Origin of the sequence: Microbacterium sp. CH-015 (genome assembly GCF_049707015.1) — a bacterium.
Lineage (GTDB): Bacteria > Actinomycetota > Actinomycetes > Actinomycetales > Microbacteriaceae > Microbacterium > Microbacterium aurum.
Genome location: NZ_JBNAFJ010000003.1, coordinates 151,911 through 166,862 on the forward strand (window position 1 = coordinate 151,911; position 14,952 = coordinate 166,862).

At 72.9% G+C, this 14,952-nt stretch carries 15 protein-coding genes and 1 riboswitch; of the genes, 6 read left to right on the top strand and 9 right to left on the bottom strand.

All coding sequences use genetic code 11. From position 1 onward, the window contains the following. Positions 1 to 95 precede the first annotated feature (95 nt). On the top strand, positions 96 to 992 hold the full coding sequence (locus ACPYN4_RS07215) for a Cof-type HAD-IIB family hydrolase (protein ID WP_424446005.1): 897 nt from the start codon (positions 96 to 98) through the stop codon (positions 990 to 992). On the opposite strand, the gene ACPYN4_RS07220 is transcribed toward ACPYN4_RS07215, so the two are convergent. The 4 genes from ACPYN4_RS07220 to ACPYN4_RS07235 form a co-directional block, all read right to left on the bottom strand. Further along, entirely contained in the window at positions 989 to 1,816 is an 828-nt protein-coding gene (locus ACPYN4_RS07220) for an SDR family oxidoreductase (RefSeq protein WP_076688765.1), read from the bottom strand. The two genes, ACPYN4_RS07215 and ACPYN4_RS07220, sit on opposite strands and share 4 nt — an antisense overlap. A gap of 2 nt (positions 1,817 to 1,818) precedes the next feature. Continuing rightward, positions 1,819 to 2,592 (bottom strand): enoyl-CoA hydratase/isomerase family protein, encoded by a 774-nt coding sequence (locus tag ACPYN4_RS07225; protein WP_424446006.1) that lies wholly within the window; start codon positions 2,590 to 2,592, stop codon positions 1,819 to 1,821. Positions 2,593 to 2,641: 49 nt separating this feature from the next. Then, entirely contained in the window at positions 2,642 to 3,403 is a 762-nt protein-coding gene (locus tag ACPYN4_RS07230) for an SDR family NAD(P)-dependent oxidoreductase (RefSeq protein WP_424446007.1), read from the bottom strand. A 91-nt stretch (positions 3,404 to 3,494) separates the two neighbouring features. Further along, complete coding sequence (locus ACPYN4_RS07235; RefSeq protein WP_424446008.1) at positions 3,495 to 4,007, bottom strand: hypothetical protein; 513 nt, start codon at positions 4,005 to 4,007, stop codon at positions 3,495 to 3,497. 55 nt (positions 4,008 to 4,062) lie between these two features. Here ACPYN4_RS07235 and ACPYN4_RS07240 point away from each other — a divergent pair, with 55 nt between their 5' ends. The 4 genes from ACPYN4_RS07240 to ACPYN4_RS07255 all read left to right on the top strand — a co-directional run bounded on the left by ACPYN4_RS07240 (position 4,063) and on the right by ACPYN4_RS07255 (position 7,314). After that, complete coding sequence (locus tag ACPYN4_RS07240) at positions 4,063 to 4,416, top strand: DUF488 domain-containing protein (protein WP_424446009.1); 354 nt, start codon at positions 4,063 to 4,065, stop codon at positions 4,414 to 4,416. Beyond that, positions 4,413 to 5,138, top strand: coding sequence for a phosphotransferase (locus tag ACPYN4_RS07245; protein WP_424446010.1), 726 nt, complete (start codon positions 4,413 to 4,415; stop codon positions 5,136 to 5,138). The genes ACPYN4_RS07240 and ACPYN4_RS07245 overlap by 4 nt, the downstream gene beginning before the upstream one ends. A 175-nt stretch (positions 5,139 to 5,313) precedes the next feature. Next, complete coding sequence (locus tag ACPYN4_RS07250) at positions 5,314 to 6,660, top strand: HNH endonuclease signature motif containing protein (protein ID WP_315552084.1); 1,347 nt, start codon at positions 5,314 to 5,316, stop codon at positions 6,658 to 6,660. Positions 6,661 to 6,924: 264 nt separating this feature from the next. Further along, entirely contained in the window at positions 6,925 to 7,314 is a 390-nt protein-coding gene (locus ACPYN4_RS07255) for an MmcQ/YjbR family DNA-binding protein (protein WP_424446011.1), read from the top strand. 134 nt (positions 7,315 to 7,448) lie between these two features. On the opposite strand, the gene ACPYN4_RS07260 is transcribed toward ACPYN4_RS07255, so the two are convergent. The 3 genes from ACPYN4_RS07260 to ACPYN4_RS07270 form a co-directional block, all read right to left on the bottom strand. Next, a complete protein-coding gene (locus ACPYN4_RS07260) occupies positions 7,449 to 8,228 on the bottom strand; it encodes an energy-coupling factor transporter transmembrane component T family protein (protein ID WP_424446012.1) in 780 nt (259 codons plus the stop codon). Next, the gene (locus tag ACPYN4_RS07265; RefSeq protein ID WP_424446013.1) at positions 8,225 to 9,859 is read right to left on the bottom strand and encodes an ABC transporter ATP-binding protein; all 1,635 of its coding nucleotides are present in this window, start codon (positions 9,857 to 9,859) and stop codon (positions 8,225 to 8,227) included. The genes ACPYN4_RS07260 and ACPYN4_RS07265 overlap by 4 nt, the downstream gene beginning before the upstream one ends. Position 9,860: 1 nt before the next feature. Continuing rightward, the gene (locus ACPYN4_RS07270; protein WP_076688749.1) at positions 9,861 to 10,514 is read right to left on the bottom strand and encodes an ECF transporter S component; all 654 of its coding nucleotides are present in this window, start codon (positions 10,512 to 10,514) and stop codon (positions 9,861 to 9,863) included. Further along, a riboswitch (TPP riboswitch) is annotated at positions 10,507 to 10,616 on the bottom strand. It overlaps the preceding gene by 8 nt. Positions 10,617 to 10,650: 34 nt before the next feature. Between ACPYN4_RS07270 and ACPYN4_RS07275 the strand changes: the two genes are divergently transcribed. Further along, positions 10,651 to 12,147, top strand: coding sequence for a D-alanyl-D-alanine carboxypeptidase family protein (locus ACPYN4_RS07275; RefSeq protein ID WP_424446015.1), 1,497 nt, complete (start codon positions 10,651 to 10,653; stop codon positions 12,145 to 12,147). Between the two features lie 30 nt (positions 12,148 to 12,177). Here ACPYN4_RS07275 and ACPYN4_RS07280 read toward each other — a convergent pair whose 3' ends face one another. Beyond that, positions 12,178 to 13,773 (bottom strand): SLC13 family permease, encoded by a 1,596-nt coding sequence (locus ACPYN4_RS07280; protein WP_424446016.1) that lies wholly within the window; start codon positions 13,771 to 13,773, stop codon positions 12,178 to 12,180. A 208-nt stretch (positions 13,774 to 13,981) separates the two neighbouring features. Beyond that, positions 13,982 to 14,950: a DnaJ domain-containing protein gene (locus tag ACPYN4_RS07285; RefSeq protein ID WP_424446017.1), complete on the bottom strand. Its 969-nt coding sequence runs from the start codon at positions 14,948 to 14,950 to the stop codon at positions 13,982 to 13,984. Between the last annotated feature and the right edge of the window lie 2 nt (positions 14,951 to 14,952).

Below are 14,952 nucleotides of genomic sequence, written 5' to 3' on the forward strand. Positions count from 1 at the left end.
CCTTCGCCGCCAACGGGCTGATCTGAGGTGCAGGACACACCGGCCGCATCGCCCTGTCCAGATTCCGTTCATGCGGCTCTGGAAGGATGGATGCCGTGACTTCGGCATCCCCTTCGCGCATCGTGTTCATCGACGTCGACGGGACGATCCTCGAGCACGGATCGGTCATCGCCCCCTCGACGGTCACCGCGATCCGCACCGCGCGGGCGAACGGACACCTGGTGTACCTGTGCACCGGGCGGTCCGCGGGCGATGTGCACCCTGACGTCCTCGCGATCGGCTTCGACGGGGCGATCACCAACGGCGGCGCGTTGGCCACGCGCGGTGACGAGGTGCTCGTCTCGCACCCGATGCCCCGGGCGGACGTCGAGCGCCTCGCGGACTACTTCACCTCGCGTGGGATCGAGTACTTCCTGCAGACGGACGAGCACGTGTATGCCAGCGCCGGCATCTTCGCGATGATGGCCGAGTTCGCACGGCTGCGCGCCGAGCGGCGAGCGGAGGACCTCCGCCGCCTGGGGCTCACCAACGCGGACGCGGACGCACCGGACGACCTCCTCGACGCCATGATGGCCGACGCGACGAACCGCTATCTGCCCCTCGCGCAGGCCGACCTCGACGCCGTGGCGAAGGCGGTCTTCGTGAGCGAGCGCTCCGACGGCGTCGATCGGGCGCAGCGCGATCTCGGCGACCGGTTCCATGTGATCCCTGGCAGCATGCCGCTGCCCGGCGGCTCGAACGGTGAGATCTCGCTGGCCGGTGTCACGAAGGGCGCCGCGATCCTCGAGGTGCTCGCGCACCTCGGCCGGTCGCCGGAAGAGGCCGTCGGCATCGGCGACAGCTGGAACGACGTGGAGATGTTCGAGGTGTGCGGCGACTCGGTCGCGATGGCCGGCGCCGACCCCGAACTGCAGGCCCGCACCGACCGCGTCACGACCGGAGTCCTCGACGACGGCGTGTGGAACGCCTTCGTCGAACTCGACCTCGTCTAGAGGAAGATGTCGGGGAACAGCTCGCTGTCGGGCGTCCCGGGGGTCGCCGCGTACTTCGCGAAGTCGGTGACCCCGGCGTCCCGCAGCACCTGTTCGACGATGAGGGTCTGGCCGGTGTACTCGCGGGCGGGCTTCGTGAGCACCTCGTAGGCGGCGTCCGCGTAGACCTCGGGCGTGCGGCTGACCTTCATCATGCGGTCGCCGCCGAGCGCGAACTGCACGGCCGCCGTCGCGATCGTCGTCTCGGGCCACAGGGTGTTCGCCGCGATGCCGTCGTCGGCGAACTCGGCCGCCATGCCGAGCGTCGCCATCGTCATGCCGTACTTCGCGAGCGTGTATCCGGTGTGGGCGCCGAGCCAGCGCGGCGTGATGTTCAGGGGCGGCGACAGCGACAGGATGTGCGGGTTCTCGGCATCCTTCAGGATCGGCACCGCGGCGCGGCTGAGCATGAAGGTGCCGCGGACGTTGACGTCCTGCATGAGGTCGTACTTCTTCGCGGCCAGATCCAGCGACCCGGACAGGTCGATCACGGACGCGTTGTTCACGACGATGTCGATGCCGCCGAACTCGCCCTGCGTCTTCAGCACCGCCTCGGTGATGTCGTCGTCGTTGCGCACGTCGCCGACGATCGGGAGCGCCCGACCGCCCGCCGCCTCAATCGCCTCAGCCGCCGAGTGCACGGTGCCTTCGAGCTTCGGATGCGGGGTGTCGGTCTTCGCCATGAGCGCGATGTTGGCGCCGTCGCGCGCGGCGCGCAGCGCGATCGCGAGGCCGATGCCGCGGCTGCCGCCCGACATCAGGATGGTCTTTCCGGTGAGGGTCACGGTCACTCCTTGGTGCTCCGACGGGATGCCGCGGCGAACGCCGCCACGCGTGCTTTGGATTCGGGGGTGTCGAACCGGGCCCCGATCGTTCGAGCCTCGTCGTCGAGGTTCTCGGCGAAGGCGCGTCGGGCCCCGGCACGGATGAGGCGCTTGGCCTGGCCGAAGGCGGCGGTCGCGTTCTCGAGCCAGAAGCCGGCGACTTCCGCGGCGCGCGCGGCCGGATCGTCGGCGAGTTCGGTGACGAGCCCCCAGTCCAGCGCCGTCTGCGCGTCGATCGTCTCGTCCTGCAGCAGCAGGCGCAGCGCGCGGGTCTGCCCGATCGCAGCGGGCAGCAGGGTCGAGACCCCGAGGTCGGGGGTGAGGCCGATGTTCGCGTACTTGCTGACGAACTTCGCGCGCTCCGCAGCGACGATGTAGTCGGCGGTGAGCATGAGCCCGAGCCCGCCGCCGGCGACGGCGCCTTGGACCGCGGCGACGACGGGCTTGTCGGACTCGATGAACGTGCGGATGCCGTCGTGGATGCGGTGGGCGGCGGCGGTGACGTCGGCGCCTGCGGCACCGGAGGTCGCCATCTCGACGACGTCGCCACCGGCGCAGAACGCCGGGCCCGCGGCATCCAGCAGCACGGCGCCGACCGTGTCGTCGGCGGTGATCTCGTGCGCGAGGTCGCGCCACCGCTTGCCCATCTCGAAGCCCATCGCGTTGAGCGAAGCGGGCCGGTTGAAGGTCAGGCGCGCGAGAGCGCCGTCTCGGGTGTAGAGGATGGAGTCGGTCATGCGGGCATCTCCTTGCGCGAGTGTCGGTGACGCGTTTCGGCGGGGGTGCTCACTTCGGCGCCATCCGGATCGCGCCGTCCAGGCGGATGGTCTCGCCGTTCAGGTAGCCGTTGCCGACGATCTCGAGCACGAGGCTCGCGTACTCGTCGGGTCGGCCGAGCCGCGCCGGGTAGGGCACCTGCTGGCCGAGGCTCTGCTGCGCGGCCTCGGGGAGGCCCGCGAGCATGGGGGTCTCCATGATGCCGGGGGCGATCGTGCACACGCGGATGCCGTACCGCGCCAATTCGCGCGCGATCGGCAAGGTCATGGCGTGCACGCCGCCCTTGCTCGCCGAGTACGCGGGCTGCCCGATCTGACCGTCGAAGGCGGCGACGGAGGCCGTGTTCACGATGACTCCGCGGTCTCCGTCGGGCGCCGGTTCGGTGCGCGCGATCGCGGCCGCCGCCTGCGCGGTGACGTTGTAGGTGCCGACGAGGTTGACGCGCACGATCCGCTCGAAGTGCGCGAGATCGGTCGGGTCGCCGTCGCGGTCCAGCACCTTGGCGGGCGGCGCGATGCCGGCGCAGTTCACGACGACGCGCAGCGGCCCGTGCTCGCCGGCGGCGGCGACCGCGGCGGCGACCTGTGCCGGGTCGGTGACGTCGGCGGGCACGAAGCTGCCGCTCAGCTCTTCGGCGCGCGCCGCGCCCGGTGAGGCGGGCAGATCGACGATGACGACGTGCGCGCCCGCGGCGGCGAGGCGGGCGGCGGTGGCCGACCCCAGCCCGCTGGCACCGCCGGTGACGAGGGCGGACGCTCCTGCGATCTCCATGGATTCTCCTTCGAAGTCCGGATGCCGTCGCGCGGCGCTCGTGGCAGATCCGTGCAACTGCGTCCCAGCATACGCGAGACGCAGTACCACGTCAGGGTGCGGCGGGCGGCGGCTGTCGCAGCACGTGGGCGAGGCGATCGAGCAGGGCGACCGGCTGCGCGAGCAGCCCGCGCGCCTCCGGATGCGCGACGAGATGATCGACCAGGCGGGCCGACATCGCGGCATCCTTTCGCCGATATCCCGACAGGTAGTGGGTCGTGGCGGACCATTCGAGCTGCGCACCGTCGGCGGTGCGGACGTGCACCGGGAAGGTGGGGGTCTCGGTCACCCCGATGGCGGCGCCGCCGAACAGCCCCTCGATCACCGGCCCGACGAAATCGCCGAGTGCGGGATGCGGCCACCAGGTGGTCGGCACATCCAGGCGGATCTCGCGCACGTCGGCCCAGGGGACGAAGCCCGACGGCGCCTCCGCGAGGTGCGGCGTGAGTCCGGCGACGCTGAGCCGCACGTGATGGACGTCGATATCCCCGACCGCGAGGGCCGGCTGTTCTCCCTCGACGGCCGCGAGCGGACCGACCCGGCGGGTGACGGCGGCAGAGGGCATGCCCCATCTCATCACGGCGGTGGCGAGGATGCGAGGTTCGGGGTTGACTGGCGGGATGGAGCTGCGAGTGAAGCACGTCTACGACGAGGCGACGGATGCCGACGGGTTCCGCGTGCTGGTCGACCGGCTGTGGCCCCGCGGCCTGTCGAAGGAGCGGGCCGCGCTCGATCTGTGGGCGAAGGACGTCGCCCCGTCACCGGAGCTGCGTCGTGCGTTCCACCACGACGGTCTCGCGTGGCCGGAGTTCGAGAGCCGCTATCGCGCCGAGCTCGCCGCCGGCGACGGACTCGACCGGCTGCGCGGCGAGGTGGCGGGCCACCCCGTCGTGACGCTGCTGTACGCGTCGCACGACGCCGAGCACAACGGTGCCGTCGTGTTGCGGGACCTGCTGAGGGGCTCTGCTCGGTGAGCATCCCGGCGCCGGATCTCGCCGTGCCCGGTGCCGTGCGCGCGCTCGCGCGGGGAGCCGCCCTGCGCGCGGTGTGGCGGAACGGCATGGGTGGAGTGACCTTCCGCAGCGATGACGGGCGGTACATCAAGTACGGGCCACGGCAGGCGGAAACCTCCATGCGAGCGGAGGCGGAGCGGATGGAGTGGGCGCACGCGTTCACGCGGGTCCCCGAGGTCCTCGAGAGCGGGGAGGACGACGCCCACGAATGGCTCGTGACACGCGCAATCGACGGACGCTCCGCCGTCGACCCGCACTGGCTCGCCGACCCTGCGACCGCGGTGCGCGCCGTCGGCGAAGGGCTGCGAGCCCTCCACGAGGCACTTCCTGTCGCAGACTGTCCGTTCGACTGGAGCGTGCGGTCTCGAGTCTCTCATGCCGCTGCCCGCGGCATCCGCCTGCCCGTGGCCTTGCAGGAGGGGCCGCCTGTCGACCAGCTCGTCGTCTGCCACGGCGACGCGTGCTGCCCCAACACCCTGCTGGGTGACGACGGCGGATGGCTCGCGCACGTCGACCTCGGCGCCCTCGGCGTCGGCGACCGCTGGGCCGACATCGCCGTGGCCGCCATGAGCACCGAGTGGAACTACGGCCCGGGCTGGGACGGCGTGCTGCTGGAGGCTTATGACATCGCGCCGGACGAGGAACGCCTGGCCTTCTACCGCGACCTGTGGAACGCGACCTGACGGTCGGTCGCGACGGGGCGAGCGGTCGCGGGGGCCTGTAGCGCCCGGACGCGGCGGTAGCACTTGCCTCCGACAGTGGAACCGGTTCCTGAGTGAGTTATCCACAGAAATAATCCTGATCAGAGTTAAAATAGTCTCACCCACGTGATGGCGCATCAGCGGTAGTGTGGATGACATGAGCAGCCCTGTCCTCGCCCTCGCCGATGCGGTCTCCGCGCTCGGCGACGCGTGGCCGGACGGGGACCTGGGCGGATGCGAGCCGGGGCGACTGGCGTCGCTCGCGGACCTGCTGGGACAGGTACGCCGGCTCGCGGACGCTGCGGCGGTGCAGGTCGCCGCGGAGGTGGCGCGGCAGTCTCGGCCGGAGCTCGGTACGGACTCGCTCGCCAAACGCCACGGGCACCGCAACGCGACCGTCATGATCGCCACCACCCTCGGGACCTCGTCAGCCGAAGCCGCGAAACTCGTCGAGGTGGGCGACGCGACCGCGCCGCAGGCATCGCCTACTGGAGCCCCCGCGGCGGCGCGGCACCCGCACGTGGGCGCCGCGGTCACGTCCGGCAGGCTCGGCAGGGATGCCGCGGCCATGATCATCCGGATGCTGGACGCCCTCCCCGACCGGGTCACGCGCGCCGCGATCGACGCCGCGGAGCGCACCCTGGTGAGCCAGGCGGTGGGACTGGAGCTGCATGCCCTGCAGAAGATCCTGCTGCAGGCCGAAGCCCGCCTCGACCCGGGCGGTGTCGAACCGAAGGAAGAGGAGCTGCGGGCGCTGACGTCGCTCTCGATCCGCAACGATCGGTCGGGGATGATCCACCTGACCGCGAAACTCGACCCCGCCCGCGGCGCCCCCGTCCTCACCCTGCTGGAAGCGATGGTCACCGCCGAACTCGGCCGCGAACGCGACGCCGCCACCCGCGGCAACGGACTCCCACCCCGCCCCATCCCCGTCATGCTCGCCGAAGCGCTCATCACTGTCTGCGAGCACTACACCGGATGCGACCGCACCGACCAGCCCCTCCCCGGCGCGACCGTCATCGTCCGCTGCACCCTCGACGACCTCCGCACCGGCACCGGCACCGCCACCATCGACGGCATCGACCAGCCCATCTGCATCGGCACCGCCCGCCGGATGGCCGCCTCCGGCGGCATCATCCCCTGGGTCATGGGCACCGACAGCGCGATCCTCGACTGGGGCCGCGAGAAACGCCTCTTCACCACCGCCCAAAAACGCGCCATCACCGAACGCGACGGCGGATGCATCGGATGCGGAGCCCCACCCGGCAGATCCAAGGTCCACCACCTCACCTGGTGGGCCCACGGCGGCACGACCGACCTCTCGAACGGCGTACTCCTGTGCGACTCCTGCCACCACCGCATCCACGATCAAGGCTGGGACGTGCAGATCGACGGGCTCGGCATCAACGCGCGCGTCTGGCTCATCCCACCCGCCACCATCGACCCCACCCGCAGACCACGACCCGCCGCCGGACACCGCTTCACCTACCAACCCGCCGCATAAGGCCCGCGGGAAGAGTCGGGCTGATCTCGATACGCCCGCTCGTCCCTCGCGGGCACTCGATCACCGGCGGCCGGGCGACGCGGCGAACGCGGGCACTCGATCACCGGCGGCCGGGCGACGCGACCAGCGCGGGCACTCGATCACCGGTGGGAAGCGACGCGACCAGCGCGGGCACTCGATCACCGGTGGGAAGCGACGCGACCAGCGCCCCAGCCGACCACGGCACCCCTCGCCGGACGCGGACGGGCGCGGCAGAATCGGGCCATGACGCATCCGCTCATGTTCGACGACGCCGACCCGGTGCTCGCGCGCGTACGGGCCATCGCGCTGGCGCTCCCGGAGGCGGCCGAGAAGATCACCCACGGCAGGCCGACCTTCTTCACGGTCAAGACCTTCGCGTTCTACGGCGGATCGCCCCGCGGCGAGGTGGGCGACAGACGCGACCAGGCGCTCTTCTTCCACCCCGATCCCGCCGACGAGCCGGCGCTGCGCCAGGACCCGCGCATCTGGGAGCCCTCCTACCTGTGGTGTCACGGCTGGCTCGCGATCGACCTCGACGACGTCACCGACTGGGACGAGATCGCCGAACTGCTGGATGCCTCGTACCGCGCGAGCGCACCCCGCCGGCTTGTGAAGCTCCTCGACGCCCGCTGACCCGGGATCCGCGCCCCGAACCCGGCGCCCCGCGCCACGAGGACCCGCGCCGCCGGGACCCGCGCCCGGCTGGTGGACGTGCGCAGGCAACGTGGGCGGGAGATGGGAACCGCACCGCAGCAACCCGCGCCCGATCACCTCGGGCCGAAGATCGGGTTGAACGCTCCGACGGCGATCGAGACGGCGAGCGCGATCACCGAGATGGCGAGCCCCACGAGCATGAGCAGCACATCGCCGGGGCCGAGTCGGGACTCCCGCGCCCACGTGCGGCGCACGGGAGCACCGAAGGCGCGCGCCTCCATCGCCGTCGCCAGCGCCGAGCCGCGCCGGATCGCGAGGACGAACAGCGCGAACGCCGTCCCCAGCGCGCGTCGCACCCGACCGCTGTCGGCCACACCGCGGGCGCGGCGCGCGAGCGACAGCGCACGCCAGTCATCGGCGAGAAGGCCCAGCATCCGCATGCCGGCGAGCGCGCCGAGGACGAAGCGCGCCGGCAGCCGCACGATCTGCGCGAGGCCGTCGGCGAGATCGGTCGGATCGACCGTGACGAACAGGACGACCGCCGGCAGACCGATCGCCAGCACACGCAGGAACGCCGCGAGCGCCAGCGCGAGCGACCCCTCGCTCACCCGCACGAACAGCCACTCGACGTACACCTCGCCGCTCTGTTCCCCGTACAACGCGATCGTGAGCGCCGTCGCGGGGGCGCCGATCCACAGCGGCAGCGTCCGCAGCCAGAACGTCCGCCAGGCGAGCCCCGCGGACAACAGCAGCGGCAGCTCCAGCAGCAGCGCGACGCCCGCGGACACGGCATCGACCGTGACGACGAGCGGGAGGGCGATCAGCAGCGCGGCGGCGAACTTCGCCACCGGGTTCAGGCGCGCGACGGCGCCGCGTCCGTCGGCGGGGCTCACGCGGCACCCTCGGGGAACTCGCCCGCGCCGCCGAGCGCGAACCGACGCGCGCCGAGCGCCTCGAGCAGCTGCTCGTCGTGCGTGATCGCCGCGATCCCCAGCGGCGCGCTGCCGTCCGCGCCGTCGCGCAGCGCCGCGATGATCGCGACGAGTTCGGCCCAGGTGCGGGCATCCTGCCCGAACGTCGGCTCGTCGAGCACGAGCACCGGCGGCCGCGTCGCGAGGGCGGCCGCGACCGTGAGCCGTCGCTTCTCGCCGCCCGACAGCGTGTACGGGTTGGCGGCGGCCAGCGGCCCGAGCCGCAGCCGCTCCAGCAGCTCGTCGACCCGCGCGGCGATCTCCGACTCCGCGATGCCCAGTTCCCGCGGCCCCACCTCGAGCTCACCACGCACCGTGTGCGCGAGGAGCTGGTGCTCGGGTTCCTGGAACACCGTGCCGATCCGCGTGAGCAGCGATCGTGAGGTCCAGGTGAACGGATCGCGCGGGTCGGATGCCGCCGCGCGCCCGCTCCGACCACGGCCACCCCGCCCACCCCGACTACCCCCACCAGCCCGCACGCGACGCGCGCGACGCCCCTCACGGCGCACCTCGGCGCCCGCCGCGAGAGACTCGGCGGCGCGCACCGTGCCGCCGACGGACGGCAGCAGCCCGGCGAGCGTGAGGCCCAGTGTCGACTTGCCGGCGCCGTTCGGCCCGACGATGCCGACGATCTCCCCCGCCCGCAGTCCGAGATCGAGCGGGCCGGCCGCGGGCGTCCCGGCATCCCGCCCCACGACGAGCCGCTCGGCCCTCAGCAGCACCTCGCCCGCAGCCGCCGTCGGCGGAGGTGGGGCGGCGGGGCGGATGCCGGGGACCCACACGCCCGCCGCGGTCAGCTCGCCCGCCCGGTCGCGCAGCACGGCGGCGGGAGACCCGTCTGCGAGGATCCCGCCCCCGCCTGCGGGCGAGCCGAGCACGATCACCCGGTCCACCAGGGGCAGCCACACGTCGACCCGATGCTCGATCACGACGAGGGTCGACCCCGTCGCGGCGAGTACCCGGCCGACCGCCGCCTGCACCTCGATGACGCCGGCCGGGTCGAGGTTCGCCGTCGGCTCGTCGAGCAGCATGACCCCGGGCGCCATCGCGACGACACCGGCGAGCGCGAGACGCTGCTTCTGACCCCCCGACAGCGCCGCCGTCGGCCGGTCCAGCGGCACGTCGAGTCCGACGGCATCGAGCGCCGCGCGCACGCGCGGCCAGATCTGCGCGCGCGGCACGCCGAGGTTCTCGCAACCGAACGCGACGTCGTCGCCCACCCGCGCCAGAATCGTCTGGCTGTCGGGGTCCTGCAGGACCATGCCGGCACGGCCGCGCACGGACGCCGCGGGCATGCCGTCGACGAGCAGTTCGCCCTGCGCCTCGCCCTCGTCGGCACCGCCGAGCACGCCCGCGATCCCCTGCAGGAACGTCGACTTGCCCGCGCCCGACGCGCCCAGCAGCAGCACCCGCTCCCCCGGTTCGATTCGGAGGTCGACGCCCTGCACCGCCCAGGCGTGCCGGGTCGCGTACCGCCAGCCCCAGCCGCGCGCGACGATGCCGGCGGGGCGGGCGGCGGCATCCGGCGTCGCGGGGCGCCCGTCGGACGCCACGCTAGACGCGCACGCCCGCTTCGCGCCCGGCGGCGAAGCGGCTGAGGGCACCGGTGCGGGCCAGCGCGCGGGCGATGAGCCACCCGCCGAGGCCCGCGATCACCGCGCCGGAGACGGTCGTCGCGGAGATGTACACCGTCGTGAACAGCGTGTCGGCGCCGGGGTACCAGAGGATACGGTCGTTGATGCCGCACGCGAGGCCGGCGCCGGCGCCGGCGAGCATCGCGACCGGCAGGCGCCACACCCCGTAGAGGAACACCAGGAACACGATCTCGGCGCCGAGGCCCTGCACGAGTCCCGACACGATCGTGAGCGGTCCGCCCCACTGGTTGCCGACGAGGGCGGATATCACCGCGGCGACGGTCTCGGTGTAGATCGCGGCGCCGGGCTTGCGGATGATGAGCCCGCCGAGCACCCCCGCGATGAGCCACGGTCCGGCGAGCAGCCCCTGCAGGCCCGGCAGCAGCGGCTTCAGGATCGCCGACGGCCCCTCGTAGCCGACGTTCCAGAGCAGGAAGACGGCGGCGCAGGCGACCGCGATGACGCTCGCGACGACGATATCGACGACGCGCCAGCGGTAGCGGTCGGCGCGCGAGACGGCATCCGCCGACGCATCGTGAGAGCGGACGGGGGACGGGGACGCAGACGCGTGCATGTTCTCTCCTCCCTGCGCCGGCATGATCCGGATCAGGTTCGACGGTCGAAGCGTGGATCGCTTCCTCTCAGCCCGGCTCACCGGACTCCCGTGGTTGTGGCGTCGAGTATAGCCGTGGACCGGGTAGTTTGGGCGGGTGACCACGTCCGACGCGCCTCCGCAGTCGCGCCGCGCACTCCGCGAGCAGGGCCGCTCGACGGGACCCGTGCCGCAGCAGGATGCCGGCGCGCACCCGCCGGGCGATGCCGAACCAGCCCCGGAGACCTCCCCCGTCATTGTGAGCAACCGGGAGGGTCGGCGGGCGCTCGCGTGGCTCGACGACGACACCGTGACGGCGCTGCCCGCGCCGGGCGACCTCGCCGGCACCCAGCACCCGTACGCCGTCGTCGCGCCCGACCTTCTCGCGCGCCGCCCCCGCCGGTCGCCGCTGCGCGCCGGCGTCATCGTCCCGCTGCTGGCGGTGCTCGGCGCCGCCGGCGCGTACGCGGCGACGACGCTGCTCTGGCCGCTGCACGCCGTCGCCCCAGAGGTGCGCGAGATCGCCCTGCAGGACCTCGGCGCCCCGGCATCCGCCCTCACGTGGCCGGCCGAAGGGGCGGCGGCCGTGGGTGTCGCCGGGATCAGCACGACCGCGGCATCCGGCGCCCAGACGGCACCCATCGCGAGCATCTCGAAGCTGGTGACGGTGCTGATGATCCTCGACGAGCTGCCCCTCGCGGTCGGCGAGCAGGGGCCGTCGTACCCGTTCACCGCTCGCGATCGCACGACGTACTACAGCTACCTCGACAACGACGAGTCGGCGCTGAACGTGCCCGTCGGCGGGTCCCTGACGGAATACCAGATGCTGCAGGGCATCCTCATCGGCTCGGCCGGCAACTACACCGACCGGCTGGCGAGCACGGTGTGGCCGAACGACCGCGTCTTCGCCGCCGCCGCGCGCGCGTGGCTCACGCGGCACAACCTGCCGGGCATCACACTCGTCGAGCCGACGGGGATCGACCCCGCGAACGCCGCCGACCCCGCCTCGCTCATCACGCTCGCGCGTCTCGCGCTGGCGAACCCCGTCGTCGCCGAGATCGTCCGGACGCCGTCGGTGGAGCTGCCCGGCGCGGGCCTGGTTACGAACACCAACGACCTGCTCACCGATCCGGCCGTCGTCGGTCTGAAGACCGGAACGCTCGACGGCGCCTACAACCTGCTGGCCGCCAAAGAGGTCACGATCGCCGACACCCCGGTGCGCGTGTACGCGGCCGTGCTCGGCCAGCCGACCGACGAGGCGCGCGACGGCGAGACGGCACGGCTGCTGAACGACGTCGCCGCAGAGGCGGCCGCCCCGCAGGTCGTCCCCGCGGGGTCGCTCACGGGCGTCGTGACGACGAAGTGGGGCGCCACCGTGAACATCGTGACGGATGCCGATGCCTCGGTCATCCTGTGGAACGGCGCGAGCGGCACGGTGACCACCAGCATCGCGCTGGGCGACGCGCGCGCCGCGAACGACGCGGTCGGCGAGGTGCGCGTCAAGGGCCCGCTGAACGCGACGACCACCGGCCTGCACCTCACCGCGGACATCCCCGATCCCGACCCGTGGTGGCGCCTCACCCACCCGTTGGAGCTGTTCGGCCTGGTCGACTGACGCGGCGCCGGCGCTCAGAACGGCCAGCGCTCAGAACGGCCAGACCAGCGGGACGTAGAGCACCGCGACGGCGAGGTAGACGACCATGAGCGGCAGGCCCAGCTTCCAGTAGTCGCCGAACCGGTACCCGCCGGGCTGGAGCACCATGAGGTTCGCGGGCGTCGCCACCGGGGTGAGGAACGCGGCGGCGCCGGCGACGGTGAGCGCCATCATGAACGGCTGGATGCTGAGCTCGAGCGTCTGCGCGATGGCGACGGCGATCGGCGTCACGACGAGCACCGTCGCGACGTTGGAGATGAACTGGCCGAGCACCATCGTCAGCACGCACAGCACGAGCAGCGCGAGGTGCGGCGACGTGGAGCCGATGACGCCCAGCACGATCTCGGCGACGCGGTCGGCCGCGCCCGTGGCGATGAAGGCCGCCGACAGCGGGATCATGCCGGCGATGAGGATGACCGTGGTCCACGAGATCGACCGGTAAGTCTGCGGGATCGTCAGCACGCCGGTGAGCACGAGCGCCCCGGCGGCGAGCAGCCCGGCGACCGCCGCCGGCACGAGGCCGGTCGCCAGCAGCACGACCATGACGCCGAGGACGACCAGGGCGCGCTTCGCGCCGCGCCCGAGCGGGACCGCGCGCTGCAGCGCCTGCGGCGGCGTCACCGCGATGACGTCGGGCGACTGCGTGTAGCGGGTGAGCGCCGCCCAGGGGCCCTGCACCAGCACGGCATCGCCCGCCTGCAGCTCGAGGCTTCCGGCGACCCCGTTGCCGCGCGACGCGTTCGGGCCCTCGTTCTCGCCGCGGCGCACCGCCAGGATGACGAGGTTCTCGTCGCGGGTCGTCATGCCGGCATACACCGTCCGCCCGATGAGCCGCGAGCGCGGCGCGACGAGCACTTCGGCGACCCCCTCGTCGGCGGTGAACAGCGCGCCGGTGTCGAGGTCGACCGCGTAACTGGAACGCAGCAGCTGCGCGTGCGCGCGCGGGTCGGGCGCGAGGTCGCCGAGGTGCTCCGGGGTGCGGTCGGGCAGCAGCCGTCCGCCGCCGAGCACGACGACCGCGACCGTCAGCAGCACGAGCGGGATGCCGGCGAGCGCGAACTCGAAGAATCCGAACTCGCGGCCACCCGCCGCCGCGGCGGCTTCGGACACGACGATGTTCACGGGCGTGCCGGTCAGCGTCAGCAGCGACCCGGCACTCGCGGCGAAAGCCAGCGGGATGAGCATCTTCGACGGCACGAGACCCGCACGCACCGCGACGACCACGACGACGGGCAGCAGCGCCGCGACGGCGCCGTTGATCGAGATGAAGGCGGACAGCCCTGCCGCCAGCAGCCCGACGATGAGGGTCAGTCGCCCCCGGCCGCGGCCGGCGCGCGTGACCACCTGGTGTCCCAGCCACGCGGTGACCCCGGTGGCATCGAGCGCCTCGCTCACGACGAACAGCGACGCGATGAACAGCACGGTCGGGTCACCGAATCCGCTGAAGGCCTCGCCGAGCGTCAGCACCCCGGTCGCCCAGAGCGCCAGCGCGACCCCGATCGAGACGATCGCGAGGGGCACCCTGCCGCTGACGAACGCGACGATCGCGAGCGCCAGGATCACGAACGTCCAGGATGCCGGGTCCACAGCATCACCCTACGGCGCCCGGTCGCACACGCGAGGTCGCCAGCTCTCACGCGAGGTCGCCAGCTCGCACGCGAGGTCGCCAGCTCGCACGCGAGGTCGCCACTTCACACGCGAGGTCGCCAGCTCACACGCGAGGTCGCCAGCTCTTGCGCGAGATCGCCACCCGGCAACCTCGGGGACGAACCGGCAACCTCGGGGAGCGGGCGCGTCAGACGAACCGGACGACCTGCTGCAGGCGGGTGCGGATGTCGAAGAGCTCGTTGCCGCCGATGTCGCGGGCGCCGGTGAGTCCGCGTCGCAGCACCGTCGACAGCGCCGAGCGGGCCACGATCGCGACGGCCAGTCCCCGGACACGACCGATCTCGTCGATCGCGGTGACGACGTCATCGTCAGGCAGCACGACGATCGCCCCGCTGAACTTCACGCGCGCCGCCCGTGCGACCGCCCGCGCGGCGGCGACGACCTCGGCGACCGGCGCCCCGGTCACGACGTCGCCGATGAGATCACCTCGGCGCACCCGCACCGGTCCGCCGAAGTCCTCGCTGCGCAGGGCATACAGCCCGCTCGGGCCGAGCACGATGTGGTCGAGCTTGAGGTCGGCGTCCCGCGGATCGGCGGCCACGTCGTGCCAGACGGTGTACCCCATGCCGAGGTCGCCGACGATGCGCGCCGTGGCCTCCTCGGCGAGCGCGTCGGCGAGGAGGCGCCGCAGCTCGCGCGGCGCCGTGCGCACGAGCGCCGGATCGTACGGATCGGCGAGCTCGGTCCCCCGCCCCGCCCATTCCCGCATGAGCGTGAGGTACCGCTCGCGGCGCCAGCCGCCCGGCTGCCCGAACGACCGCGCCCGCGGCCGGGTGTCGGCTGACCGGGTCCGCGGCCGCCAGCCCCCGTCCGCGCCACCCGCGCCACCCGCGCCCTCAGCTCCGCCCGCCCCACCTGCGGGCGCGTAGCCGGCCCCGCCGAAGCCGTGCCCGCGGTCGTAGGCGGAGCGGGCCTCGGGCGTCGCGACGAGCGCCCACGCCCGCTGCACCTGCACGAACGCGGCGGCGTCGCCCCCGGTGTCGGGGTGGGTCTGGCGCAGCCGCAGGCGGTACGCCTTGCGGACGTCGTCGGCCGCAGCATCCGGCGCCACACCGAGCACCTCGTAGGCCGACGCGGAGAGGGGACTGTCGAACACGG

Coding starts and splice junctions, on each gene's coding strand:
- ACPYN4_RS07225 (WP_424446006.1), bottom strand. CDS start 2,592: ATGACCGACTCCATCCTCTACACCCGAGACGGCGCTCTCGCGCGCCTG.
- ACPYN4_RS07230 (WP_424446007.1), bottom strand. CDS start 3,403: ATGGAGATCGCAGGAGCGTCCGCCCTCGTCACCGGCGGTGCCAGCGGG.
- ACPYN4_RS07235 (WP_424446008.1), bottom strand. CDS start 4,007: ATGCCCTCTGCCGCCGTCACCCGCCGGGTCGGTCCGCTCGCGGCCGTC.
- ACPYN4_RS07240 (WP_424446009.1), top strand. CDS start 4,063: ATGGAGCTGCGAGTGAAGCACGTCTACGACGAGGCGACGGATGCCGAC.
- ACPYN4_RS07250 (WP_315552084.1), top strand. CDS start 5,314: ATGAGCAGCCCTGTCCTCGCCCTCGCCGATGCGGTCTCCGCGCTCGGC.
- ACPYN4_RS07255 (WP_424446011.1), top strand. CDS start 6,925: ATGACGCATCCGCTCATGTTCGACGACGCCGACCCGGTGCTCGCGCGC.
- ACPYN4_RS07270 (WP_076688749.1), bottom strand. CDS start 10,514: ATGCACGCGTCTGCGTCCCCGTCCCCCGTCCGCTCTCACGATGCGTCG.